We start from the raw sequence: 23,815 nt of genomic DNA, 5'->3' as shown, positions 1-23,815 counted from the left end.
GGGGGGCGGGAGGTGTGCACGGTTCGTACCAACGCGGCCTGGACGGGCCGCTATTGGGTACCGGCGGGTCGTCGTCCGGTTCCGGGTGCGGCGGTACCCCTGCGGCCGCAGGAACTGCTCCCGCAGAACGTCCGTCGAGCAGATCGACGGTCTGACCGCGCGGCGCCGCCGTTCTTCATGGTCTCCGCCGAGACCCTCGGCACGTCCTGCCGTCCTGCCCACCGGAGCGGAACCCCGACGAACTGGTCGGCACCGGCCTCAAAGGGAGCCTGCCCGAGCAAGCGGCGGGCCACGGTGATCCCGTTGCTGCCAGGCGGTGCGCGCCGGGTGGCCCTGGCGATCCGCACCACTTCGAGACCTGGCTGTCAGGTCAGAACGGGCCCTGGAGGCTGCCGAGTCTGTCGGTCAGACGCAGGTTCTCGGAGTAGTCGACGGGGCAGGCGATCACGGAGACCGTGTCGTCGTCGAGGGCGCGGCGCAGCACGGGCAGGAGCTGGCCGGCGGACTCGATCGCGTAGCCGCGTGCGCCGAAGCTTTCGGCGTAGGCGACCAGGTTCGGGTTGGTGAACCGGGTATGGCTGTGGCGGCCGAGTTCGAGTTCCATCTTCCAGGTGATCAGGCCGTATTCCTCGTCCACCAGGACGAGGACGGCCAGCGGGATTCGTTCGCGGACGGCGGTTTCCAGTTCCTGGGAGTTCATCAGGAACGAGCCGTCGCCCATCATTGCCAGGACTCGTCGGTCCGGCCGGGCGAGCTTGGCGGCGATCGCGCCCGGCAGTGAGAACCCCATGGTGGACAGGCCGTTGGAGACCAGACAGGTGTCCGGTTCGTAGGCGGGGTAGAGGCGGGCCATCCACATCTTTCCGGCTCCGGTGTCGGCGAGCACGATGTCGTGGCGGTCCAGCGCGGTGCGGACATCGGTGACCACGCGCTGCGGCACCAGGGGGAAGGCGTCACTGTCGCGTCCGTACTTGAGTTCTTCGTCGAGCAGCGTACGGATCTTCTCGCTGCTTCCCGAGTCGTAGGTGAGCCCGTCGGGCAGTGCTGCCGCCAGTGCGTCCAGCGCCTGTGAGGGGTCCCCTTTGACGCCCACTGCCACCGGGTAGTGGGCGTCCACCTCGGCGGGGAAGCGGTGTACGTGAAGGATCCGCTTGTCGCCGTTCGGGTTGATCTTGACCGGGTCGAACTCCTGGATCTCGTAGCCCACGCAGATCAGTACGTCGGCCGCGTCGAAGCCGAAGTTGCCGTAGTCGTGGCGCATGAAGCCGATCGCGCCGAGAGCGTTCGGGTGATCGTCGGGGAAGACGCCCTTGCCATGGAACGTGGTCGCGACCGGGATGTTCAGCCGCTCGGCGAACCGCACCAGGGCGGCCGAGGCCCCGGCTCTGGCGGCACCGTGGCCCGCCAGCACGACGGGGTTGCGTGCCGCGGTGAGCACCTCGACGGCCCGCGCGATCTGGGAGGAGGACGGCGCGTCGGCGCGCACCGCGTCGATCTGCAAGGGTGCCAGCGGCTCGGCCGGACGCTCTGCTTCGATGTCCTCGGGCACCGCCAGGAACACGGCGCCGGGGCGCTCGCTCTGCGCGGTCTTGAACGCCTTGCGTGTCATCTCCGGCACCGCGTCCGGACACGTGATCTGGGCCGCCCACTGGGTGACGGGGGCGAACATCGACACCAGGTCGATGACCTGGTGCGACTCCTTGTGGGTACGGCGCAGCGCCCCCTGCGCGGCCAGGGCCACCAGCGGCGCGCTGTTGGTCATGGCGTCGGCGGTGCCGAGCAGCAGATTGATCGCGCCGGGCCCCAGCGTGGCCGAGCACACCCCGGCCCGGCCGGTCAGCCGCCCGTAGATCTCCGCCATGAACGAGGCGGCCTGCTCGTGGCGCACCAGGACGTACCGGATCCCGGAGCCGTTCAGGGCGTCGACGAAGCGGATGTTCTCCTCGCCGGGAATCCCGAAGACGTACTCCACGCCCTCGGCCCGCAGACAACGCACCAACAAGTGCGCGACGTCCTCCACCGCTGCCGTGTTCCGCGACCCGGTCGCGTTTTCGGTGCCCATGAGACGAACGTAGGCACGCCCGCCTGCCCCGGCCACTCCTCAGCCGTCGGCGGGGCCATTCGGAGGCGTTGTGATGGCGCCTGCCGCGGTCCGGCCCGCACGCTGGACCCAGTTGTGGACGCGCCGCCGTGCCCCGTGCGGCTCAGGGCTCCGGGAGGACCGTGTGACTGCTGCATCGCCCGCCACCGACGCACCGCCGGCCCGATACGAGGACCTGCGCGCTCTGGTGATCAACTGCACCCTCAAACGCTCACCGGAGCCGAGCAACACCCAGGGACTGATCGACCGCAGCATCGCCGTCATGGACGCGCAGGGAGTGCGGGTCGATGTCGTCCGGGCAGCGGACCACGACATCGCCACCGGTGTGTGGCCCGACATGACGGAGCACGGCTGGGAGACGGACGCCTGGCCGGACCTCTACCGGCAGGTCCTGGCGGCCGACATCCTCGTGCTGGCCGGCCCCATCTGGCTGGGCGACAACAGTTCCGTGATGAAACAGGTGATCGAGCGTCTCTACTCCTGCTCCAGCCTGCTCAACGAGGCCGGACAGTACGCCTATTACGGCCGCGTCGGCGGCTGCCTGATCACCGGCAACGAGGACGGCGTCAAGCACTGCGCCATGAACGTCCTCTACAGCCTGCAGCACCTGGGCTACACCATCCCTCCCCAGGCGGACGCCGGATGGATCGGCGAGGCGGGCCCCGGCCCCTCGTACCTCGACCCCGGCTCGGGCGGCCCCGAGAACGACTTCACCAACCGCAACACCACCTTCATGACCTGGAACCTGCTGCACCTGGCCCGGGCGTTGAAGGATCTCGGTGGCATCCCCGCATACGGCAACCAGCGCACCGCGTGGGATGCCGGCTGCCGCCGCGACTACGAAAACCCCGAGCACCGCTAGGGACCTCGTCCGGTTGCCTTGATGCCGGGTTTCAGGGGCGATGGCGTCCGAAGACGACCCGCCTCAGCAAGGTGAAGCGCAACACGGTCACCAGGGCGAAGCTGGGTACCAGCACCAGGGTCTCCGCCGCAGGTGACGCGGTGGGCCGGTAGTGACGGAAGAGCAGGACCGACCCGGTGGTGACCACGTAGGCCAGAACGAACAGGACGCCCGCCGCCAGATGGGCCTGGACAGCGCGGACCGGAGAGCTGCGGAAGGTCAGCCGCCGGTTCGCTTCGGTGTTGAGGACGGTGACGGCGAGAAGGGAGGCGAGATTGGCCACCGGCGGAGGGGCCCAGTGGCGCAGCGCCCAGTACAGCAGGGTCTGACCCGCTGTCGAGGCGATGCCGATGACGGCGAACCAGCCGACTTGTCTGGTCAGCGTGGTGCGGCCGGGCCGGGCGGAGGCGCTGTGCCGTGCGCTGAGGCGTCGCACGCCTCCATCATGAGGCACGGGTACGAGGGCTTGCGGGATCACCGGGGCAGCGGCTCGACCGTTCGGCTGTGGACATCCCGTATGTGCCGCACAGGGGACGGAAAGGGCCCCCGGCCGACGGTGACGCCGGCCGGGGGCCCCTTGGCGTGATGAGTCCGCGTCAGCCGTCGGACTCCGACGAGGGGATGTAGGCGCCCGGGACGTCCTTGGGCGCGAAGATCTTGCTCTCGCCGGGGTAGGGCTTGGTCCACCCGTGGGTCTGGTACCAGGTGAAGTGGTTCATCTGTGCGGGGTTGGCGAAGTCGGGAATGGCGCCCGGCCCGGTCAGCCGCTGGTGCGTCTTCCACTCCTCCCACGTCGCCGCGAGTGCCCGCTTGTCCGCCGGTACCTTGGCCGAGGGCACGGCCGCTGCGCTGGGGTCCTGCGGCGCCGGGGTGTCCGGGCCGCAGGCGGGCGGGGTCTTCAGGCCGTCGGTCAGCGAGGTCCGGTTGGGCAGCGCCTTGAACGGCGTGACGTCGGGGTGGCGGGTGAACGCCCCGCGCATCGGGCTGGCCGCGCTGTCCTTCTGGTTCATCGGGTGGATCCCGAGGATCTGCTCGATGGTCCGGATCATCGTGATCTGCGAGTAGTAGTGGCTGTCGACGGTGGCGTGCTGGGCCCAGGGGCTGATGATCTGGATGGGGGCACGGTGGCCGTCGACGTGGTCGAGGCCTGCCTGGGAGTCGTCCTCGACGACGAAGATCGCCGAGTCCTTCCAGTACTTGCTGTGCGAGATCTCGTCGACCATCCGGCCGACCGCGAGGTCGTTGTCCGCGACCTGGGCGGCCGCGTTCGCCGGACCACCGGTGTGGTCGTTGGAGAGCCAGAACATGTTCAGGTTCGCGGGACCGTTCTTCTCGAAGTCCTGCTTCCAGATCTGTTCCTTGTAGATGTCCGGGACGCTGGTGTCGAACAGCGGGAAGCCGGGCACCGACACCTTGTTGAGCGACGGGATCGCCGAGCCCGTCTGAATGGGGTAGGCGGTGTCCTGCCCGGTCGTCTCCATGTTCTTGGTGTCGCAGTACAGGTTCTGCCAGGACGCGCCGGCCGGCTTGCTCTCGAACGACTGGAACTCGCCGAAGTCCTTGACGGACTTGCCGGCCGCCTGCGCGCCGGTCCAGATGAAGCCGGACTTCTGGTGGCCCAGAGCGTCGTCCTCGGTGTCGTAGCTGCGCGTGTACTCACCGGCCGAGGACTCGGTGTACTCCGGGTCATCGGCCTGCATCAGCCAGTTGTGGCCCTCGGCGGAGTTCGTGCCGATGTCGTACGTGTTGTCGTACAGCCCGAACTGCGACGCCAGCGCGTGCTGGTTCGGCGTCACGTTCTCGCCGAACTGCGTCACCGACGGGTCGCCGTTGCCCTGCGGCATGTCACCGAAGACCTGGTCGTAGGTCCGGTTCTCCTTGACGATCATGAAGACGTGCTTGATCGTCGAGGGAGCGCCGAGCCGCGCCGGGACCGGCACCGGCCTCTGGTTGCCCTTGCCATGGGCCAGCGAGACCGAGCCGCGCGTCCAGCCGTTCTGCCGGAAGACCTTGCCCGTCTGGGACCTGATGACGCTGTCGTCCGGCAGCGTGAACTGCGTCAGGCTCGACGTCGTGTCGTGGGTGCCGTGCCCGGCCTTGCCGGTGGGCCGGCGGGCGTCGATACCACGGGTGTTGGAGACGATCACCTTCTTGCCCACGGTGGTGATCTCCGCGGGGAAGTAGTCCGTCGGGAGCAGGCCGACGTAACTGGCGGGCTCCTGCGGGGACTTGTACCGGTAGACGGCGACGGCGTTGGCGCGGCCCAGCGTCACCAGCAGACGGCCGTCGTCGGTGAGCGTCACCGCGTTGGGCTCGTAGCCCACCGACGCCTCCGGCCACGGCTGGGTGGCGATGGTCTGCACGACCCTGTTCTTGCGGGTGTCGATGACCGACACATTGTTGTCGGCGGTGTTGGTGACGAACACCGCCCCGTTCTTGGCGTACAGGGCCGTCGGGTGCAGACCGACGTCGATGCTCCCGACGGCCGCGGCCGGGTCCGCCAGGTCGATGACACTGACCGTACCGGTGGTGGTGGCACCGGTCCGCGGGTTGGCCGGAACCTGGGTGCCGTAGGAGTTGATCGTGGTGTCGCCGGCCTTGGCCGGACGGCCCCCCTCGTTGCTGACGTAGAGCTTGTTGCCGGCCAGGGCGATGCCACGGGGTGCGTTGCCAACGGCCCAGCTCTGCTTGATGGTCCCGGTCGCCGCGTCGATGGCGGCCACCCGGTTCTGGCCGTTGACCGCGCAGTACACGGTGGAGCCGTCGGCCGAGAACACCGCGGCACCCACCAGTGCGTGCTTGGAGCCGTCGGCCGGGATCGAGATGGCCGTCGGGCTGGAGAGGGTGCCGTCCGCGTTCACGGTGAACTTGGTGTAGCCGTCGCTCTGGCCCAGCCACAGCTGCGAACCGTCGGGCGAGTACGTCGGGCCCTCCTGGCCGACGGCGCCGCTCGTGATGCGCAGGTCGTCCGTCGCGGCGGTGCCGACGCGCTGCTTCACCTGCCCGGTCTTGAGGTCCATGACGACCAGCGACGCATCGCCGTCGGTGACCGAGGCCGCGAGATGGCTCCCGTCCGGGCTGACCGAGGACGACATGATCTTGCCGTTGTTGATGACGGTGCGGCTGCCGTACGGGGCGATGTACTGGTCGCTCGAGATGACCTGGCCGTTGGCGGTGACCTGGCCGACCTGCTGGGTGGCGAACTGGCTCGTCGAGGCGACGGCGGTGCCCGTGACGGCGAGGGCCACAGCGATGCCCGCCGCCACCAGAGTGCTCCGGCGGCCGACGCGTCTGCCCAAAAGGTTGATCTGTTCCTTCTCGTTACTCCGACGCTGCCGTGCTACCTGCATGAAGTCATCCCTTCGGGGTGGCGAGCAGGTCGACGTTGCCGTCGAACTGCCACAGCGGGTTGGGTGCGTCCCCGGTCGGGGTGCGGACCAGGAAGTAGCCGTTGACTTCCTTCGGTCCGTCGCCGTCGGCCATGAAACGACCGTCAGGTGTGAGGTCGAGCTGGTAGATCGCCGTCCCCGCGACCTCGATGCCGGGCAGATGCCAGGACACGACGCAGCGCCAGTCGTTGCCCGGCCCCTCGGCGGCGACCTTGACGCTGCCCTTGTCGCACGTCGCCGTGGCCTTCAACTGCGCTTCTGTGACGGCGGGGCGGTTGAGCTGCTCGGTCTGCAGGCGATAGAGGTGGGCGAACGCCGTGGCGAGGGAGCGCTGCACTTTGTCCTGCTCGATCCCGGAGCCCGAGGCCCCGCTCGCCGAGGCGAGCACCGCGACCGTCACAGCGACCAGCCCGGCGAGCGGCAGGCCCGCGGCGGTGACCGCGCGGCGCCCCGAGCCGTCGTAGGTCGGGTTGGTGAAGTCGCGCCGCAGGAACAGCACGTAGGCCAGCACGGTCGCGGTCACGGCCCACAGCAGGCTGACCACGATGCCGATCAGGAGCGGGCCGAGCTGCAGGGGGCTGGTGAACAGACCGTTCCAGGCGATGAAGGCGTAGCTGGGCAGGGCGAGGCGTACCGCGACGGGCAGCGGCATCATCTGGGCGAGCTGCATCGCGAGCGCCACGAGCGCGGGCAGCAGCAGCCCCATCGGGGAGCGCCCCAGCGTGACGGACCCGAGCAGTCCGATCGCGGCGAGGGCCAGGGTGGGTGCGAGTACGCAGATCCAGGCGAGCAGGACCTTGCCGGCGGCGTCCGCCGGGCTCAGCAGGTGGCCGTCGAGGCCTGCCAGCGGCTGGTTGCCGACCGCGGCGATCCCGCCGGCCGTGCTGGATGTGGCCAGTCCGGCCACGAGCAGCAGGATGACGGTGAGGCTGGCCAGTGCCTTCGCGGCGAAGATCCGCCTGGGTGAGCGGACCGCCACCAGCAGGTGGCGCCAGGTGCCGAGCCGGTCCTCGGAGGCGAACACGTCGCCGGCGACCACCGAGGTCAGCAGCGGGAGCGCCCAGGTGCCCGCGAAGCCGAGCATCACCAGCGTTCCGGCCCACCCGGTGGCGTGCATCCAGCGGCCGAAGAGGGTGTCGGAGGGGAGTGTGCTCTGCTGGCTGACCGCGGCGACGAAGAGGGCGGGTGCGATCCAGCAGGCGAGGACCAGCAGGCGGATCCGCCATTGCGAGACCAGTTTGACCAGCTCGAAGCGGTAGGCGCGCGGAACGGAGACGCGGCGGACTTCAGCAGCGCTGTCGTGGGTGAGGGTCGCGGTCACCGGCCGGTCTCCTTCTGCTCGGTGAGGGCGAGGAACGCGGCTTCGAGCGGCGACACCAGGGGGGCGAACTCGCGCAGCGCGATGCCCGCCTGTACGAGCCGCACCACCAGTTCGTCGAGGACGGGCACCGGCGCGCGCACGACGAGCGCCTCGGTGTCGTGGCGTGTCCCGGTGTCGTCGACGACGCGGATTGCGGCCGTGTCGAGGGCCAGCCGGCGGGCGGCCTGGGGGTCGGAGGTGAGCAGCCGGTAGTCGAGTTCACGGCTCTCGGCGGCCAGCTTGCTCAGCGGGCCGGAGAAGACGACCCGTCCGGTGGCGACGATGGTGGCCTCGGAGCACAGCGCCTGGAGGTCGTCCATGCGGTGGCTGGAGAGCACGACGCTGGTTCCGTCCGCGGCGAGCCGGGTGAGGACACCGTGTACGTGCTTTTTGCCGGCCGGGTCAAGGCCGTTGGAGGGTTCGTCGAGCACGAGCAGCCGGGGTTTGGTGAGCAGGGCGGCGGCGAGTCCGAGCCGCTGGCGCATGCCGAGGGAGAAGCCGCGGGCCTGGTCGTCGGCGACATCGGTGAGCCCGACCTGGTCGAGCACGTCGTCGACGCCCGCTGTCCGCGCGTCGTGGCCTCGCAGAGCGGCCAGCGCGGCGAGGTTCTGCCGGGCGGTGAGCGAGGGGTAGAGGCCGGGCCCGTCCACGAAGCCGGCGACTCCGTCGGGAGCGGCGAGCGCGCGCCTGAGCGGCGTGCCCAGGATCTCGAGGTGGCCGCTGTCGGCGACGGCCAGGCCCAGCAGGAGACCGAGCAGTGTCGTCTTGCCGGCGCCGTTCGGTCCGACCAGGCCGTGGATCTGGCCCTGCGCCACGTCCAGATCGACGCCGTCGAGTGCCACGACGTCACCGAAACACTTGGTGATCCCGCGAGCCTGGACTGCGAGAGGTGTGTCCATGAGCCCCTTCTTCCGAAACACTCAGGGACCTTAGGGACGGCACACAACGCAGGCACAGACGGCCGGCTGAACGTGCAGGAAACGGATCGTCAAGGCGTCGGCAAGTCCGGGTGCACAAAATGGCCAGCATCGAGCCAGAGTTGGGCAACCCCGGAAGGCACCGGGTCCATGCGAAGGACCGTCGCCCGCACTTCGGTGCGTGCCCGGCTGCCGGCGAGGCCGACGAGAGCGGCCAGGTCCTGGGGTGCGGTGCAGAGCGCTGGGACGCGCGGCCCTACGCCCCGACGGCCGCCCCGGCCGCCTGCTCGCGGCGGTTCGCGACCGGGGCACGTACCCGCAGGAGGACTGGACGGTGAACCTCCCCGGCCTGAAGGCCGGGGCTTCTGTCTTATGCGCTTCAGGCGGCGTGGGCGGATGCCCTGCCAGCACCCGGACGGGTGGTGGTGTCGTCTGAAATGACAGCGCGGTCGACAGCTACACCCGACACGGTGGTGCCTGCGTGAGTGGCCCGGTTCTGGGCGCTACGCCGTTCTTCCCTGTACGCCCCCGTGCCAGCGCGTCCGAGGACGTCCTGGTGGTAGGCGTGCAGTGACCGCTGGAGCGGGCTCCAGCCGGCCTGGGACCGGCGATACGTGACCTCCACCTGGAGGTCTGGGTCCGGGACGAAGGTCCCGTCGTTGTCGGCAAGCGTCTGAATGTTTACGCCGCCCACGGCATCCCGGTGGCACCGGAACCCGCAGCTCTTGTGCTTGCAGACGTACTCGCGGCCGCGGACTTTCGTCCGCGTGCTGCACTTCGGGCACGTCTGCGAGGAATGTGCCTCGTTGATGTGCTCGAGTTTCAGGCCGGTCTTGTACTGCAGGTAGTTTTCCTGCCGGCCGCGGGACCACTGCGACAGCTGCTGCCGCGTCGAACGTGAGGCCCGCCTTTTCTTGTTGGTGTTCTTCTCGATGCCGCGGACGTCCCCCGCGACCAGGCGGACACCGACGACGGTGTCCGTCCCGGACTTCTCCCGGTGGTGTTCGGTCCACGTCTCGTGGACTTCGCGGGTGAACTTCTCGGCCTTCGCGGAGACCTGGTGGTCGAAGTCGTGCAGCCTGCGTTCGGTCTTCGCCTCGACCTTCTTCTTCGCCGCCATCAGGCGCCGGTGCTTGCGGGAGCCGTTCTTGCACCGGGACATGCGGGAGGTCAGCCGGGCCACGACTTTGTTGCGGTACCGCTTCGCGGAACGTCCCTGGCGTCCGTTGAGGACGAGGACCTTCATGCTGTTGCTGTCGTCAGGCATCTTCGCGGCGAGCGTCATCGGGTTGATGATGCCCTCGTCGATCGCGACGGTGACCGTCGGCCGGCCTTCAGCCGGCCCGGGCAGGACCTCAGCTGGGGCGGCGTAGGAAATGTGCAGGAACCACGACCTGGCGTTGCGGTCCCAGCACAGGCGTATCTCACCCCAGTCCTTCGGGGGAACCGATTGGCCGTTGCGAAGCATGACCTCCGGCATTGGCAGCACAATCCGCCCGCGGCCACGGCCGAGGGACAGGGCAAGCCGTCCCTCGGGAGTGACCCGCCAACCGAACTTCGCTGTGAACGACAGCGGCCGGTACTTCTTCTCCCGCCACGGCGCCCGTGCTTTGGTCCCGCGAGTACGGTTCGCCCGCGACGTGGCAACCGCATCCCACAGGTCGTACGCGACCGCTTGTGCGGTGTGAGCGTGGAAAGGACGGTCCTCGGCAGGAAGTGAGGTGACGAACCGGCGGACGTCCTCCTTGCCCGGGGTTTCGCCCGCCTCCCACTGCCCTCGCAGCCAAGCCACCGACCGATTCCACAGACAGGCCGCCGTATGGCACGCGTCATGGGCGCGCAGATGGTCTGCGCGGTTCAGCCAGACAGGGACGATCGCAGTGCGGCCGACGAGACCTGATTCCTTCCGAGCTTTCATCGACGCGAGGCGTGCGGCAACCGCCGGAGGAACCTTCTTCTCCGCCTCTTCGCTCTCAGACACTGCCACACCCCCTCATCGATTTCCCACGCCCACAGTCCCGGCAACGGCAGACGCCGCAACCGACACCACGAGGCTGCGAACTGCCCACCAGGCAAGCAAGTTGAAGGCTACGACACACCACTGACAACCGGCCGTCGAGCGGAAGCGGCGAAGCGAACTCCGCCGCTGCGCGGCTCCGACGCACGGATGAGCTAACCCGGGCGTGAACGCCCGGGCTTGCGCTCAAGAAGCAGGGTCAAACGTCGTCACCGACCACGGCCACCACGACGAGGGCGGCCACAGCGGCCGCTCCGGCCTGAAGACCACGGCGTGCATCGCCTGCGCGGGCCCGGGCACGCAGCCGACGCGCGTGACGACCGACGCCTTCCTCGCCGACTGCCGTGCCCGCCTCGCCTTCGACCTGCTCTCCAACACCTGGAACGCCGTGGTGCTTTGGGCACTGCGCGAGGGTCCCAGGCGCCCGGTCGAACTGCGGGTGGCTTCGTAACTGTCGTGCGACACCGTTTATCACCGAGTCCGGGCAGCACTTGATGATCACAGGGCCGGAAAATGTCGATGAGAACTGACACCGGTCAGGTGCTTACGTCCTCGGTGGGGAACCGGGAGGTGCTCTACCGGCGGACCGCCGAGATCAGTCCGCCGGGCCGCTCCTCGCGCTGCGGCGGGGTGCTGATCGGGCGGCCGTAGGCGGCAGCGCGCTCGCGCAGGGTGTGGCTGCTGGCCTCCCAGCCGTGCCCGGCCAGCCAGCCCACCGGGTCGTCGGGCATCTCCGAGACCCACATGGACGCCGCCGATCCTGGCACGGCGTCCGCGCCGAAGCGCTCGATCACTCCGCGCGAGCCCAACGTCAGCCCCATCCAACTGCCTGCCGCCGACTGCGCGCTGATCCGGGCCAGCAGCAGTTCCACCGCGTCCTCGGGCAGATAGATCAGCAGTCCTTCGGCGATCCACACGGTCGGCACCGCCGGGTCGTGCCCTGCGGCGGCCAGCGCGCCTGGCCAGTCCTCACGCAGATCCACCGCGACGGTGAGCCGCTCGCAGCGTGCGACGGCCCGCTCCTGGCGCAGCACCGAAGCCTTGAAGTCCAGTGGGGCGGCGGTGTCGACCTCGAAGAGCCGGGTGCCCTCGGGCCAGTCCATCCGGAAGGCCCGGCTGTCCATGCCGGCGCCGAGCAGCACGACCTGCCGGACCCCGGACGCGGCGGCCTGCTGCAACAGGTCGTCGAGGAACTTCGTCCTGATGACGATGGAGAACGACACGGCCACCCGGCGGCGGCGCGCGGCCTCGTCATCGGGCAGCGGCGGCGAGGAGGGCCCCAGGCCGCCGACGGTGGCGAAGGACTGTGCCAGTGGGTCGCGGAACAGCGCGTTCTCCCGCTCGGTCTCCAGCGCCCGCACCCTGGCCACCCCCACCGCCGTGGCCCACACTCCCGACGGCTGCACCCGCTCCTGCTCATCAGTCACCGCGCCAGCCTAGATGATCGATTCCAAGGGGAGCTGATGAGTGGAGCCAGGTTCATGCGCGGCCAGCTGGTCATGCGCGCACACTCGCCGCACTGGTCATGACGGTCAAGAACAGGCGCCTTCCCCTTGACGGCCAACAAATGCGGCTCCGGCCAACAACGGGCGGTGTCGCCGCCGATCGACAACCGGTGTCAGGACTCGGTTCTGGCACAGCTCTTGGGGAGCGGTCGCGGAGGGTGACGGTGGCGTTCGAATGCAGGGGATGGTCACGACCCTGGGCCCGTCACCGCGCACCTCAACCACCACAGGCATGAGCCCTGTCCGACCTGGCACATACGCTGTCGCGACGGAACTGAGATCCTGAAGGTGGAGGCGGCATGTCTTTGACGTGGCTGAAGACGGAGGGCGGCCCGTTCATCGTGGTTCCACGCACCGCGCTGGCGCACTGGTCGGGAACGGAGGGCGACTACGACCGGGCTTGCGAGGTGATGGATTTCGTTGGAGTCCTCGCACTGCCTGACGGAGTTGAGGCGCTGGTCCTTGGGGACGAACCTCTCTCCACCGCCTACCTTCCTGAGTATCGAGTCCTCGTCCGCTGGTGCTACGCGGAGAGCGAGGATGGTGTCGCCGACTTCATCCGGGCTGGGCTTCCCACCGCCGAGTGGGAGGAAGGACCTGTACTGAGCACCACTGGCGAGCTCGTGATGTTCGATGCCGCCTACTTCGGCACCGAGGTCGGGACACTCACGGACAGCACCGCTCTCGAACTCGCCGCTGGCCGCTACCGGGTGGACTCGGCAAGCATCGAACCCGACCAGCTGACGTCCTTTCGCGTCCACCGATTTGTCGAGCTGGCCTGACCCCTCGACTTTCGGCGTTCTGGCAGGTTTGGGTGATCAGGCTGCGCTGGCTGCGGCCCATGCCTGCTGGACGGCTCGGATTCCTGATCCGTGGGCCTGTCTGAGCTAGTGGGCGTAGGAGCGTTGTGGTGAACCGTGCGGCGTTCGAGGTCTGCAGGTGGGGAGCACTTCAAGGCCGTTGACACAGCTCACCGGCATGGAGGTGCCGCAGATACGCGAGCTGCTTGATCGCTTCCTGGACCGCGGGATCGCTCACCGCGGGGTAGTTCTGCGGTGCAGGCTGTGTGCCGACTCCTCCTTCTACCACCTCGCCGACACTGGCCCCGGCTACCGGTGTACACGCTGCCGACAGCACAACACGATCACCGCAGACGCCTGGACCAGCAACGCACACGAGCCCGAAGGGTTCTACAGCCTGGACGAGATCGTGTACCTCGGGCTCGACAACAACATCCACGTCCCCATCCTCGCCCTGAACAGCCTGGCCACGCCCGCCCGTTCGCTGCCGCACATGCCCGAGGTCATCGTGCGCCGGCAAGGCGAGACCGATCTCGAGATCGACCTGTGGGCCATCGTCGACGGCCGCATCGTGACGGCGAGGCGAAAAGGGGCGACAAACTTGACGACGCGGCCGAGGAAGAGACCGACCGCTGCCAGCGGCTGGTACAGCTTGCCCACGATCTCGCCGTCGACGAACTAGCGATGGCGACAGCGAAGAGGCGCTGGTCGCAGCGGACCGTTCACAACGTCGAGCAAGCGGTGAGCGGGTCGTTGACCGTCACGTGGATAACTGATCTCAGATAGCGATCACGACCTTTGCCGGGCTCGGCTACCGGTGCGGGCAGCGGCATTGGGCGGGCGAACGATCGCGTTCGCCCCCCGGGCGGGAAAGAGTCAGGCGCTCGTGGCGGTGAAGCGCTTCTTGATGAGTTCGTAAGAGCGAACGCGGGCGCCGAGGTCGTGGATCGGAGTCCACAGCATCAGTTCGTCCGCTCCACTCTCGGTGGCCAGCTGCGCAAGGCGCCGCGCGACGTTCTCGGGAGCTCCGACAGCCTGCCGTGTCCGAAAATCGGCCAGGACATCTCGCTCCTCCTCGGTGAACGGATGGGCGGCCGCGTCGGCAGGAGTGCAAAAGGGATGAGCGTCCGCGGTTCCCTTGAAGACAGCGTCCATGAACACCATGAGCGGGCCGGCTTGCCACGCGGATTCTTCTTCCGTCTCGGCGCACACGGCCAACACGGACACCAGAACCCGGGGCCGCTCACACCAGCGGGAAGGGATGAACGCCGCCCGGTACCGCTTCAGCGCCTCGGCAGTGTTCTGCGGCCGGATGTGGTGTGCGAAGGCGATCGGCAGGCCGAGCTCCGCAGCGAGAGCTGCGCCTGCAGCGCTGGACGCCAGCAACCAGGGCTCCGGCAGGGCGTCCCCGACGATCTCATCGACCAGCGAAGACAGGATCGCTGCCACGTCTTGCCGGTATTCCGCATCCGTCGCCGGGCCGGCTCCGCGACGCAGGGCCCTTGCGGTGGCCTCGTCGAATGTGCCGGGCCCACGGCCGATCCCCATGTCGATCCGGCCCGGGTGCAGCGCGGCCAGCGTCCCGAAGTGCTCGGCCAGCGAGATCGGCGCATGGTTCGGAGCCAGCACCCCACCGGAACCGAGACGGATGGCCGAAGTGGAAGGCGCGGAGTGAGCTGTCAGCACGGCCGGAGGGAACGCGCCGACCGAGAGCGAGTGATGATGCTCGGCATACCAGATCCGGCGGTAACCCAGCCCCTCCAGCTCCTGTGCGAAATCTACGGTCTCGCGCAGGGCATCCGCGGGCCGACCGCCCGCCTGGATCATCGCCAATTCCAGTGCCGAAAGCGGTATTTCGCCCTCGCGATCGGCCCGAGCGGCGGCGCCGGCGATCAGGGTTTCTTGGGCCTGCATCGGTGACCTACTTGGCGTCGAGGACTACTGCGATCTGACGGATGAAGGTGTTTCCGACGGCACAGCGGAGGAGGAAGTCGGCGACGTTTGTGCGAGAGGTCGAGGGGAAGATCGGCGTCTTCTTGACGTCCTCGAGCACAGCGGTGCTGTAGCGCGTGCTGTCACCGTTGTTCAGCGCACCGGGATATTCGAGGGTCCACTTCAGACCGCTGGCCTTCAAGAGCACTTCCGAGGCAGCCTTGTCTGCGTAGGTTTTCCGGAGCACGGTTCGGAAGAGAGGGCCCACGAGGAACGAGGCCTTGGCAAGGGAATCGCCGACTCCGAACGCGGACAGCACGACGAAACGGTCGACGCCAGAGGTCTTCGCGGACGCGATGACCGCACGGACCATGTCGGTGATCAGCGTCGGGGTCTCGCTGGCCTTCTTCACCCCGAGCGTGCTAATGATCGCGTCGTGGCCCTGGGCCGCCTTCGCGATCACGGCGGCGTCGGTGACGTCACCGGTGACGATTTGAGCGCGTGGGTCGACGGAGGAACCGGCCCGCCTGACGAGGGCAGTGACCTGGTGTCCCTCGTCGAGCGCCTTCTTGACGAAGAGGACCCCGGTGCGCCCGGTTGCTCCAAGGACAAGAAACTTCACGGTACTTCCCTCTCTAATGAAGGACGAATGGGTGTGCCGGTGTTGCGGCCGAGCGGCAGGGGCCCAGTTCCCGCCCATGCTTTGTCGGAGCCAGCCTTGTCTCTGCTGGCGGCGGCCTGTGCAGCAACGGTCCGGCGCATGGGGCCTGCACATCGCTGCAGCCGCCCGGCCATCGCCGGAATATCGTCAGGATCATTTACGAATGTAGTCAGCTTAGCTGACGATGTCAAACCGGAGTCGAAAGCCTGCCAGTGCCTGTCGCTCTGGTGCTCCGTGCCAGCAGGAAGCGGGTGCGGCGGTTGGGTGGGCCAGGTCTGGCACACGTAGGGGTCGGTGATCTCGACGTGACGTTGCAGGTAGCCCGGCAGGTGTTCCATTCGGAGAGGATCGCGTCGAGTGCCGCCTAGGCCACCTCGACCACGCGGCGGCCGTTTTGCGCGATCACGATCATCTGGGCGCTGCCATCCGTGGGGCTGGGAACCCTGTGCACATGCCTCAGGCGATCAAGTTGATCGGCCAGTACGCCCGCGTCCTGTTTGGCCATTCGCACCTGGTCAGCGAGATCTGTGAGGCGCGAACGGTCCGAGGCGATGCGTTGGAACACCCGGCACTGGGCGACGGTCCAGTCATCGAGCCCAGCCTTCTGCAGGCCCGGACAATCCAGTCCTCAACGGACCGGCATGGGATGAACAGCGACACCCCTGGATGGACTCGACTGTTGGCCGTCCATACCGCCGCCAGTTCCACTGCCCGCCTGATTCCCTCGGGGTCCACACACCGCGCCAACGCCGCCGACTCGACCGCGGGGCGCGTGCGGGGCGCCGCGCACCCTGCGTCCCGCACGCGCCACCTGCTCCTCGGTGACCTCGCACCCGCCGCTGTTGCCATCAGTTCGGATGTATGACTATTGTAGTCATGAAAGCTGACTAGTTGGATGAATGCCCCGATGAATGGGCGGGCGGTGCGATCCAAAGACTGCTCACATCCAGAGGACTGAGAGAAAAGGACCAGAACTCATGATTTTGATCACCGGCGCCACCGGCACTGTCGGTTCGGAAGCCATCAAAGCGTTGCTCCCCGCCCAGGCCGGTAACCTGCGGGTCCTCACCCGCGATCCTGGCGCGGTCTTCCCCGACGGCGCCCAGAAGGTCGTCGCCGATCTCGGCGACAGCGAGCTGGCACCCGTGCTGGACGGTGTGCACGCGGTCTTCTCGATAACCCACGGGCTCAACATCGCCGCACACGATCGCCGGCTCGTGGCTGCGGCACAGCGAGCGGGCGTGGAGCGGATCGTCAAGCTTTCCGTGCGCAACGTCGGACACGACGGCGCCGACCCGATCACCACCTTGCACCGGGCCGGCGAGGAAGCGATCCGCGACAGCGGCATCGGGTGGACGTTCCTGCGTCCCACCGCGTTCATGTCCAACGCGCTCAACTGGGCGGGGATGATCGCAGCCGGTCAGGACGTGTACGCCCCGTTCGCCGCTGGCCGGGCCGCTGTCGTCGACCCGGCGGACATCGCAGCGGTCGCCGCGGTCTGCCTCACCCAGGACGGCCACAACCACCGTGTCTACGAGCTCACCGGCCCCGAACCGCTCAGCCCCGCCGACCAGGTGGCACTCCTCGGCGAGGTGCTGTGGCGCGACCTGCGCTACGTCGAAGCCGACCCGGCCGGCATGGTCGCGCAGATGGTGTCCTACGGCATGCCCGAGGAGCAGGCGCAGGCCGTCACCGAGCTGTTCCGCTCCACCATGGAGCCGTACAACTCCGAGCCGACAGGCGATGTCACCGCAGTCACCGGCCGCCCGGCACACAGCTTCACCGACTGGGCCAAGGCCCACCGCGCCGAGTTCCCCACGCCCGAGGCCGTCCACGACGCCACAACCATCGAGGAGTGACGATGAGCGCCTCCGGAACCCCCGTCGACACCCACGAGATGGTTCTGATCCACCGCGTCCTCCGGCGCGAGTTCGGTCAGCTGCCCCGGCTGTTCCGCTCCGCGGCCGATGACCGGACCCGGTCCAAGATCATCGGCGCGCACGCCCGCGAGATGTTGGACTTCCTCCACACGCACCACACCGGCGAGGACGAACTGCTCTTTCCCCTGCTGCGCGAGCGAGCCACGCTCGACCCGGAGCTGATGGACCGGATGGATGCGCAGCACATGCAGGTCGACGACACAGTCAAAGCTCTCGACGCGGAACTGCCGGCGTGGACCGCGAGCGCTGACGCCGCCGCCGGCGAGCGGATGGCGACCCGCGTCGAAACCACGATGCCGACATTGATCGCCCACCTGGCTGAGGAGGAGGAGAAGCTGCTCCCGATCGTCTCCGTCACTGTGACGCAAAGCGAATGGGACGCGCTCGCCAAGCACGGCATGAGCGCGATTCCGCTCACGCGGCGGCTGGTCATCCTCGGCCACATCACCGAGGAGGCCAGTGACGCCGAACGGCAGAAGTTCATGCAGGTCATTCCGGCCCCAGCCCGTCTGGCCTACAAGCTGATCGGCCACCGCCAGTTCACCCGCGAAACCACCGCGATCCGCGGCTGACCGACCCGCGACCCGAACACCACACCCACGGGCGACGGGCCAAGGCCGGTGCGGCGGAGTCGAAGCCGCGTCGCGTCGTGCGGAACGCGACGCGGGCACCGCGGAACCTGCTCGCGGCAAAGCATTTCCCGCCGCCTCTGATCGAGCGGCACTACGAGAACTGAGACGGAAACATGGCCAACTTGGAACAAGGGTGATCTGGAATCGTTCCTCGTCAAGACCACTGCCGACGTGCTCGCCCACATCGATCCGGACAGCGGCAAGGACTTCGTCGACGTCGTACTCGACCAGGCAGAGCAGAAGGGCACCGGCCGTTGGACGGTGCAGAGCGCGCTCGATCTCGGCGTTCCGATCACCGGCATCGCCAAGGCCACCTTCGCGCGTTCGCTCCTCGGCCACGCCGAGCAGCGCGGCCCGGCCCGCGCGGTGTTCGGCACCGGCATCGGCGAGTTGAACATGGGCGATCGCGACGCATTCGTGGAAGACGTCCGCAAGGCGCTCTACTCCTCGAAGGTCGTCGCCTACGCGCAAGGCTTCGACCAGATCAAAGCCGGCTCCGAGGCCTTCGGATGGAACGTGGACCGCGGGGCGATGGCGAGCATCTGGCGCGGCGGGTGCATCATCCGCGCCCGGTTCCTCGACTGCGTGCACCAGGCATACGATGCCGACCCCGAACTGCCCTCGCTCCTGGTGGCACCCTACTCGCCGACGCGATCAAGGGCGGGGGGGCAGCGTGGCGGCGGGTGGTGTCGGCCGCCGTCCAGGCGGGCGTGCCGACCCCGGCGTTCTCCTCATCACTCGCCTACTATGACGCGCTGCGCGCCGAGCGACTGCCAGCAGCGCCCATCCAGGGACAGCGCGACAACTTCGGCGCGCACACCTACCAGCGCACCGACCGGCCCGGCGCCTTCCATGTCTCCTGGTCCGGGGACCGCAAGCAGCACACCGCATAACGACCGGGCACGATCCCCTGATGAAGGGCATCGGCCGGGACTGCGACCGGTCCCGAACTCCCTGCCACGGCATGGCGCGCGAGATACAGATCCTCCACCACTTCCCACACCACCCAGCTCACGTCTTTGACCAGAAGAGAAGAGATCTGACATGACCGACGGCAAGCGCGTGCAGACGTTCGTCCTGATTCCCGGGGCATGGCTGGGAGGCTGGAGTTGGCAGCCGGTGGCCCGCGCGCTGATCGAGCGCGGTCATCGGGCTCTGGCGCTGACCCTGCCCGGACTGTCGTACGACGGCTCGCCACCAGGGCTCGAACTGGCCGACGCTGTGGACTACGTGGTGAGTGAGGTCGAGCGCCGCAACCTGTCCGATGTGGTCCTGGCCTGCCACAGCTGGGGCGGATACCCGGCCACCGGAGCCGCCCACCAGCTGGTGGGCCGCGTCACGAAGGTGATCTACTTCAGCGCGGTGGTTCCCGGGCGGGGCACGTCGATGCTCGACGAGAACGAGCAATACGGCGAGATGATCCGGCAGGCCATCAAGGCCACCCCCGATGCCACCGTCCCACTCGACCTCGACGCGGTTCAAACTGTGCTCATGCCGGGAGACCCCGCGCCACTCCAGGAACTCGTGAGCCGACTGCTGCTGCCACAGCCGGGCGGCTATATGACCGGCAGCCTCGACCTGCCGCGAGTCACGGAGATCGGAGTGGACGCGGCATACGTGCTATGCGCCGACGACAGCGCCCTGGCCCGGCCCGGCACCGAGTTCGCGGCGCGGCTCGGCGTCGACCCGCTGGTGATACCGGGCACTCACATGACCATGCTGACCACACCGGACACGGTGGCTGAGGCGCTGCTCTCGGCATGAAGAGGCCACGAAGTCCATCAATGCCGGTCAGGCGACGCGGTGGTATTCGTGGGTCAGGTCCAGGTCGTGGCCGCGCTTGCCGCGTGGTGGCAGGTGCGGCTCGTCCAGCACCGTGGATTGTGGCAATCACCCGTCCACGCCGGAGTATCGTCAGGATCATTGATGAAATGAGTCAACAGATCCGACTATGGCAGAAGAGTTCCGGCCTGCCGGCGTCGGCCACGGCGGCTGGGGCTGCGCGGGGTCTGGGCCATCAAGCGTAGGGGTCGGTGATCTCGCGGAGTTGATCGAGAATCTGGTGCAGCAACGTGAAGTTGCGGGTGCCGAGGTAGGTCTTCCACTCCGCGTAGATCTCATCGAGCGTGGCCATGGCCACCTCGACCGCACGCCGGCCGCGTTCCTCGATCACAATCAGCCGGGCACGGCCGTCCGTGGGGTCGGGGATCCGGCGGACGTAGCCCAGGTGTTCGAGCTGGTCGACCATCACGCTGGCACTTTGCTTGGTTATTTGCGCCTGGTCGGCGAGGTCTTTGAGGCGCGAGCCGTTCGGCGCGATGCGCTGGAAGACTCGGCACTGGGCGAGCGTCCAGTCGTCGAACCCGGCATCCTGCAGGGCCCGGAAGAGCCGGTCCTCGGTGTACCGGTACGAGATGAACAACGACACCCCTAGATCAACCTGTTGCCCGTCGTCCATGCCGCCCTTGGCTCCGTCGCTCGCCCAGTAACACCAGCTTCACACCCTATGGCAACGCCGCCGTCGGCCTCTGATCCCGCACGGACGTCGGGCCATCACGCATCACGCAAACTAGTCAGGCATCATTACTATAGTACGTATAGGGCAGCGTCGATAGCACATAGCCATGAACCCTGATTCGCCGGTCGGTTTGCGATACCGCCGCACCACTTCACCTTCGGCACGCCGGCCTCGAAGTCGCGTCCGAACAGGGGACGGTCCGGCCCCGATCAACATTGCCGAGCGCAAAGGCGACTGCCCGCTGAACGAACGTAGCCGCGCCAGCGGCCTTCTGCCGCCGCTGCCCTGGTCCGGGTTCGACAGATCATGGACGGGCTGCAGTCGCAGACTTGAACTCCCGACAAAAGGGGACAGCATTGCGGGATTCGTCTAGCGCGGCGCTGCTTGATTGGGGATCTGGGCGATCACGGTGTCGATGGCGGCCTCCAACGCGTCGGTGGTGCGCTGGGCCTGGGCGAGGAGAAGTCCGCCCTGGACGGCCGCCAAGAGTGCGAGGGCGAGCCGGTCGGCGTCGGCCTGCGGGCGCAAGGCACCTTTAGCGAGCATGCCGAGCAGCCCCTCGCGAATCACCGCAGCCCACGCGGTAAAACTCGAGGCCAGGGCGTCGCGGGCCCAGGTGTGGTGGTCGGACAGTTCGCTGGACAGGCTGCCCAGCGGGCAGCCGCCGGCGCCGTGCTGCTGCCGTGCGACGTCGACGACGACGTCACGCCATGCCCGCAGGGCATCGATGCTGTCGAGCCGGGCCAGCAACGGGGCCTGATTCGCGAGGATCGCCTCCGTCTGGAACGCGATGACAGCTCGGGTGAGATCGTCCTTGTCGGCGAAGTAGTGGTAGATCTGCGAGGAGCTGACTCCGGCAGCATCCCGTAGTGCCGGGGTGCTCATGCCGGCCGCTCCGTGCTGATACATGAGATCTGCTGCCGCCGCGATGATCCGGTCGCGGGTCGCGCGGCCCTTCTTGGTACTCGGCGCGTCCTGCCGCGCCATCTGTGTTGCCATCGCTCACCCCTGAAACTGGATTTGACGATCCAATTTTAGCCCCCTAGATTGGATCGAACAATCCAATCAATCTAAGCGGAGGGCAGCCATGACTTCCGAACCCACAACCGTCCTGATCACCGGCGGAACCTCGGGTATTGGCCGAGCGGCGGCGCAACTGTTCGCCCGCCAAGGCGCGCACGTGATCATCACTGGCCGTGACGAGGAGCGCGGCCGAAAGGTCGCGGCCAAGACCAAGGGCCTATTCATCCGCGCCGACCTGGCCTCGCTCAGAGACGTGCAGCGCCTAGCCGCCGAGGCCGGCGACGTGGACGTGCTGGTCAACAACGCTGGCTACTGGGAGTTGGGTCCGAGCGCGCAGACCACCGAGGCGGGCTTCGAGGCGATGGTCGCGGTCAATTTCCGCGGACCGTTCTTCCTCACCGCCGCACTCGCTCCGAAGATGGCCGCACGCGGGCACGGGGCGATCGTGAACGTCTCGACGATGGTCGCCGCCCGCGGCGCTGCGGGCATGGCCGCATACGGAGCGAGCAAGGCAGCCCTCGAGGCGCTGACCCGGTCGTGGGCGACCGAATACGGTCCGGCCGGTGTGCGCGTCAACGCCGTCGCGCTCGGGCCGAGCCGCACCGAGGTCACCAAGTCCATGGGCGAGATGCTCGACACCCTCGCTGCCGCCAGCCCCCTGGGGCGGGCGAACGAGCCGGACGAGGTCGCCCACGTGATCGCCTACCTCGCCGGCGAGCAAGCTCGACCGATCACCGGCGCGGTCCTCGCCGTCGACGCCGGACGCGTCTCCGCACTCTGAATCTATAACGAGGGAGAACATCATGATTCTAGTAACCGGCGCGTCCGGGAAGGTCGGTTCCGAAGCTACCCGCCTGCTCGGCGCGCAGCGCCAGCCCATCAGGGCGCTGGTGCGCGATGCATCCCGCGCGCCGCGCGCCGACGTCGAGATCGCCATCGGTGACTTCGACCGCCCGGACACGCTGGATGCGGCCATGCGCGGCATCGCGACCGTCATCCTGGCCAGCCCGGCCGTGCCCGCCCAGGAAATCGCGGTCATCGCCAGCGCTGTGCGGCAGGGCGTACGGCACATCGTCAAGATCACGAGCAAGGCGTCTGCCGATTCCCCGGTCGAGCGCCGTCGCGGACAGGCGCAGATCGAGGCGTATCTGGAGGCCTCCGGGCTCTCCTACACACTGCTGCGGTCGAACGCCTACATGCAAAATCTCCTGGCCCTGGCGCCGACGATCAAACAGTCGCGTGGATTCCTGATGTCCGCCGGCGACGGCCAAGTCGGCATGATCGACGCCCGCGACGTCGCCGCCACCGCCGCAAAGGTGGCCACCGAGCCGACGGTGCACGCCGACCGCGCGTACTGGCTGACCGGCCCGGAGCTGATCACCTACAACGACGTCGCCAAGGAACTATCCGACGCGCTCGGGTACACAGTCGAATATCGCCAGAGCACGCCCACCGAACACCTCGCGGCGATGGTCCGGGCCGGCGTACCGGAAACAATCGCGACCTCCAACGCCCAGGCCTTTGGACTGATCGCCGAGGGCGACGCAGCATGGCTGTCAGACGAGGTCGCAGCGATCACCGGCGCCGCGCCGCGCTCGCTGCGCACCTTCATCACCGACCACATCGCAGCATTCACTGAACGTTGACACCAGCCTCTATCGGCCGTCTTCAGGCACGCGTTCATGTGGGGACCGCCGCGGGGTCGCCGCCAACGGATGAGAGCAAGGCAGATAGTGACCAACGCTTGATGAAGCCGGTCACCATGAGCAGTGGCCAATCGCGCCATCAGCACGTCATGGTACCGAGCCCGGGCAGCATGCCGCGGCAGATGCCCGGCGGTGGCTGCTGGATCCAGCCGAGTTTCTCGACTCGCTTTCGACCACGACGCCGTCGCCACAGCGCGCCGTCTTGCGCCGAGCGCATTCCCGTTCATCCGCACGAGCGTCAAGCTCGCAAAGAACATGCAAGTCCCCCACATGCGGACTCCCAACAAGCCTCTCTCGACTTTCAAAGTTTTCGTTGATCGTCGTGGGGTCGCTCGGGTGGGTGCTGGGGGCCTGATCTGGCGGCGCGGGGTGGGGCACCAGAGAAGCATCGGCGGTGCTTATGTCGCCTGCTG

Annotated in this window: 21 protein-coding genes and 2 pseudogenes; 10 read left to right on the top strand and 13 right to left on the bottom strand. The window is 68.0% G+C overall.

The window, feature by feature from the left end; translation table 11 throughout:
• Positions 1-370 precede the first annotated feature (370 nt).
• Complete coding sequence (locus ACIRA5_RS50530; protein ID WP_403704593.1) at positions 371-2,062, bottom strand: acetolactate synthase large subunit; 1,692 nt, start codon at positions 2,060-2,062, stop codon at positions 371-373.
• Between the two features lie 163 nt (positions 2,063-2,225).
• Here ACIRA5_RS50530 and ACIRA5_RS50525 point away from each other — a divergent pair, with 163 nt between their 5' ends.
• Positions 2,226-2,963 carry a flavodoxin family protein gene (locus tag ACIRA5_RS50525; RefSeq protein WP_403704591.1) on the top strand — a complete coding sequence of 246 codons (738 nt, stop codon included), beginning with the start codon at positions 2,226-2,228 and terminating at the stop codon, positions 2,961-2,963.
• A gap of 31 nt (positions 2,964-2,994) precedes the next feature.
• On the opposite strand, the gene ACIRA5_RS50520 is transcribed toward ACIRA5_RS50525, so the two are convergent.
• The 5 genes from ACIRA5_RS50520 to ACIRA5_RS50500 all read right to left on the bottom strand — a co-directional run bounded on the left by ACIRA5_RS50520 (position 2,995) and on the right by ACIRA5_RS50500 (position 10,148).
• On the bottom strand, positions 2,995-3,438 hold the full coding sequence (locus tag ACIRA5_RS50520) for a GtrA family protein (RefSeq protein WP_403704587.1): 444 nt from the start codon (positions 3,436-3,438) through the stop codon (positions 2,995-2,997).
• A gap of 160 nt (positions 3,439-3,598) precedes the next feature.
• Positions 3,599-6,352, bottom strand: coding sequence for a bifunctional YncE family protein/alkaline phosphatase family protein (locus ACIRA5_RS50515; protein ID WP_403704584.1), 2,754 nt, complete (start codon positions 6,350-6,352; stop codon positions 3,599-3,601).
• A 4-nt stretch (positions 6,353-6,356) separates the two neighbouring features.
• Positions 6,357-7,712 carry an ABC transporter permease gene (locus ACIRA5_RS50510; protein WP_403704581.1) on the bottom strand — a complete coding sequence of 452 codons (1,356 nt, stop codon included), beginning with the start codon at positions 7,710-7,712 and terminating at the stop codon, positions 6,357-6,359.
• Positions 7,709-8,650 carry an ABC transporter ATP-binding protein gene (locus tag ACIRA5_RS50505; protein ID WP_403704579.1) on the bottom strand — a complete coding sequence of 314 codons (942 nt, stop codon included), beginning with the start codon at positions 8,648-8,650 and terminating at the stop codon, positions 7,709-7,711. The genes ACIRA5_RS50510 and ACIRA5_RS50505 overlap by 4 nt, the downstream gene beginning before the upstream one ends.
• A gap of 397 nt (positions 8,651-9,047) precedes the next feature.
• Positions 9,048-10,148: a zinc ribbon domain-containing protein gene (locus ACIRA5_RS50500; RefSeq protein ID WP_403704576.1), complete on the bottom strand. Its 1,101-nt coding sequence runs from the start codon at positions 10,146-10,148 to the stop codon at positions 9,048-9,050.
• Between the two features lie 850 nt (positions 10,149-10,998).
• On the opposite strand from ACIRA5_RS50500, the pseudogene ACIRA5_RS50495 reads away from it, so the two are divergent.
• Positions 10,999-11,124 (top strand): annotated as a pseudogene (locus ACIRA5_RS50495) (transcriptional regulator); the annotation flags it as partial.
• 136 nt (positions 11,125-11,260) lie between these two features.
• Here ACIRA5_RS50495 and ACIRA5_RS50490 read toward each other — a convergent pair.
• Positions 11,261-12,112: a class I SAM-dependent methyltransferase gene (locus ACIRA5_RS50490; RefSeq protein WP_403704574.1), complete on the bottom strand. Its 852-nt coding sequence runs from the start codon at positions 12,110-12,112 to the stop codon at positions 11,261-11,263.
• Between the two features lie 377 nt (positions 12,113-12,489).
• Here ACIRA5_RS50490 and ACIRA5_RS50485 point away from each other — a divergent pair, with 377 nt between their 5' ends.
• Entirely contained in the window at positions 12,490-12,972 is a 483-nt protein-coding gene (locus ACIRA5_RS50485; protein WP_403704571.1) for an Imm21 family immunity protein, read from the top strand.
• 178 nt (positions 12,973-13,150) lie between these two features.
• A complete protein-coding gene (locus tag ACIRA5_RS50480) occupies positions 13,151-13,672 on the top strand; it encodes a hypothetical protein (protein ID WP_403704568.1) in 522 nt (173 codons plus the stop codon).
• Between the two features lie 194 nt (positions 13,673-13,866).
• Here ACIRA5_RS50480 and ACIRA5_RS50475 read toward each other — a convergent pair whose 3' ends face one another.
• The 4 genes from ACIRA5_RS50475 to ACIRA5_RS50460 form a co-directional block, all read right to left on the bottom strand.
• Positions 13,867-14,817, bottom strand: coding sequence for an MsnO8 family LLM class oxidoreductase (locus ACIRA5_RS50475; protein WP_403704626.1), 951 nt, complete (start codon positions 14,815-14,817; stop codon positions 13,867-13,869).
• Positions 14,818-14,911: 94 nt separating this feature from the next.
• Positions 14,912-15,544, bottom strand: a complete 633-nt coding sequence (locus tag ACIRA5_RS50470) for an NAD(P)-dependent oxidoreductase (RefSeq protein WP_403704565.1) — start codon at positions 15,542-15,544, stop codon at positions 14,912-14,914.
• On the bottom strand, positions 15,541-15,921 hold the full coding sequence (locus ACIRA5_RS50465; RefSeq protein ID WP_403704562.1) for a hypothetical protein: 381 nt from the start codon (positions 15,919-15,921) through the stop codon (positions 15,541-15,543). Before ACIRA5_RS50465 ends, ACIRA5_RS50470 begins: the two co-directional genes overlap by 4 nt.
• A 26-nt stretch (positions 15,922-15,947) precedes the next feature.
• Complete coding sequence (locus ACIRA5_RS50460) at positions 15,948-16,088, bottom strand: hypothetical protein (protein ID WP_403704559.1); 141 nt, start codon at positions 16,086-16,088, stop codon at positions 15,948-15,950.
• A 472-nt stretch (positions 16,089-16,560) separates the two neighbouring features.
• Between ACIRA5_RS50460 and ACIRA5_RS50455 the strand changes: the two genes are divergently transcribed.
• From ACIRA5_RS50455 to ACIRA5_RS50440, 4 genes and pseudogenes are all read left to right on the top strand, one after another.
• The gene (locus ACIRA5_RS50455; protein ID WP_403704556.1) at positions 16,561-17,442 is read left to right on the top strand and encodes an NAD(P)H-binding protein; all 882 of its coding nucleotides are present in this window, start codon (positions 16,561-16,563) and stop codon (positions 17,440-17,442) included.
• A gap of 2 nt (positions 17,443-17,444) precedes the next feature.
• Positions 17,445-18,095 (top strand): hemerythrin domain-containing protein, encoded by a 651-nt coding sequence (locus tag ACIRA5_RS50450; protein ID WP_403704624.1) that lies wholly within the window; start codon positions 17,445-17,447, stop codon positions 18,093-18,095.
• A gap of 168 nt (positions 18,096-18,263) precedes the next feature.
• Positions 18,264-19,048, top strand: a pseudogene (locus ACIRA5_RS50445) (NADP-dependent phosphogluconate dehydrogenase); the annotation flags it as partial.
• A 151-nt stretch (positions 19,049-19,199) separates the two neighbouring features.
• Positions 19,200-19,919 (top strand): alpha/beta fold hydrolase, encoded by a 720-nt coding sequence (locus tag ACIRA5_RS50440; RefSeq protein ID WP_403704554.1) that lies wholly within the window; start codon positions 19,200-19,202, stop codon positions 19,917-19,919.
• Between the two features lie 253 nt (positions 19,920-20,172).
• Here ACIRA5_RS50440 and ACIRA5_RS50435 read toward each other — a convergent pair whose 3' ends face one another.
• Positions 20,173-20,613 (bottom strand): MarR family winged helix-turn-helix transcriptional regulator, encoded by a 441-nt coding sequence (locus tag ACIRA5_RS50435; protein ID WP_403704551.1) that lies wholly within the window; start codon positions 20,611-20,613, stop codon positions 20,173-20,175.
• A gap of 429 nt (positions 20,614-21,042) precedes the next feature.
• On the bottom strand, positions 21,043-21,672 hold the full coding sequence (locus tag ACIRA5_RS50430; RefSeq protein WP_403704548.1) for a TetR/AcrR family transcriptional regulator: 630 nt from the start codon (positions 21,670-21,672) through the stop codon (positions 21,043-21,045).
• Positions 21,673-21,760: 88 nt separating this feature from the next.
• Between ACIRA5_RS50430 and ACIRA5_RS50425 the strand changes: the two genes are divergently transcribed.
• Positions 21,761-22,477, top strand: a complete 717-nt coding sequence (locus tag ACIRA5_RS50425) for an SDR family NAD(P)-dependent oxidoreductase (RefSeq protein ID WP_403704545.1) — start codon at positions 21,761-21,763, stop codon at positions 22,475-22,477.
• A gap of 22 nt (positions 22,478-22,499) precedes the next feature.
• Positions 22,500-23,342, top strand: a complete 843-nt coding sequence (locus ACIRA5_RS50420) for an NmrA family NAD(P)-binding protein (RefSeq protein ID WP_403704542.1) — start codon at positions 22,500-22,502, stop codon at positions 23,340-23,342.
• Positions 23,343-23,815: the final 473 nt, after the last annotated feature.

The organism is Streptomyces sp. NPDC096311 (genome assembly GCF_044763085.1).
In the GTDB taxonomy this organism is placed as follows: Bacteria; Actinomycetota; Actinomycetes; order Streptomycetales; family Streptomycetaceae; genus Streptomyces.
Note: the sequence above shows the minus strand (reverse complement) of the source record. Positions and strands in the feature narration are given on the sequence as shown.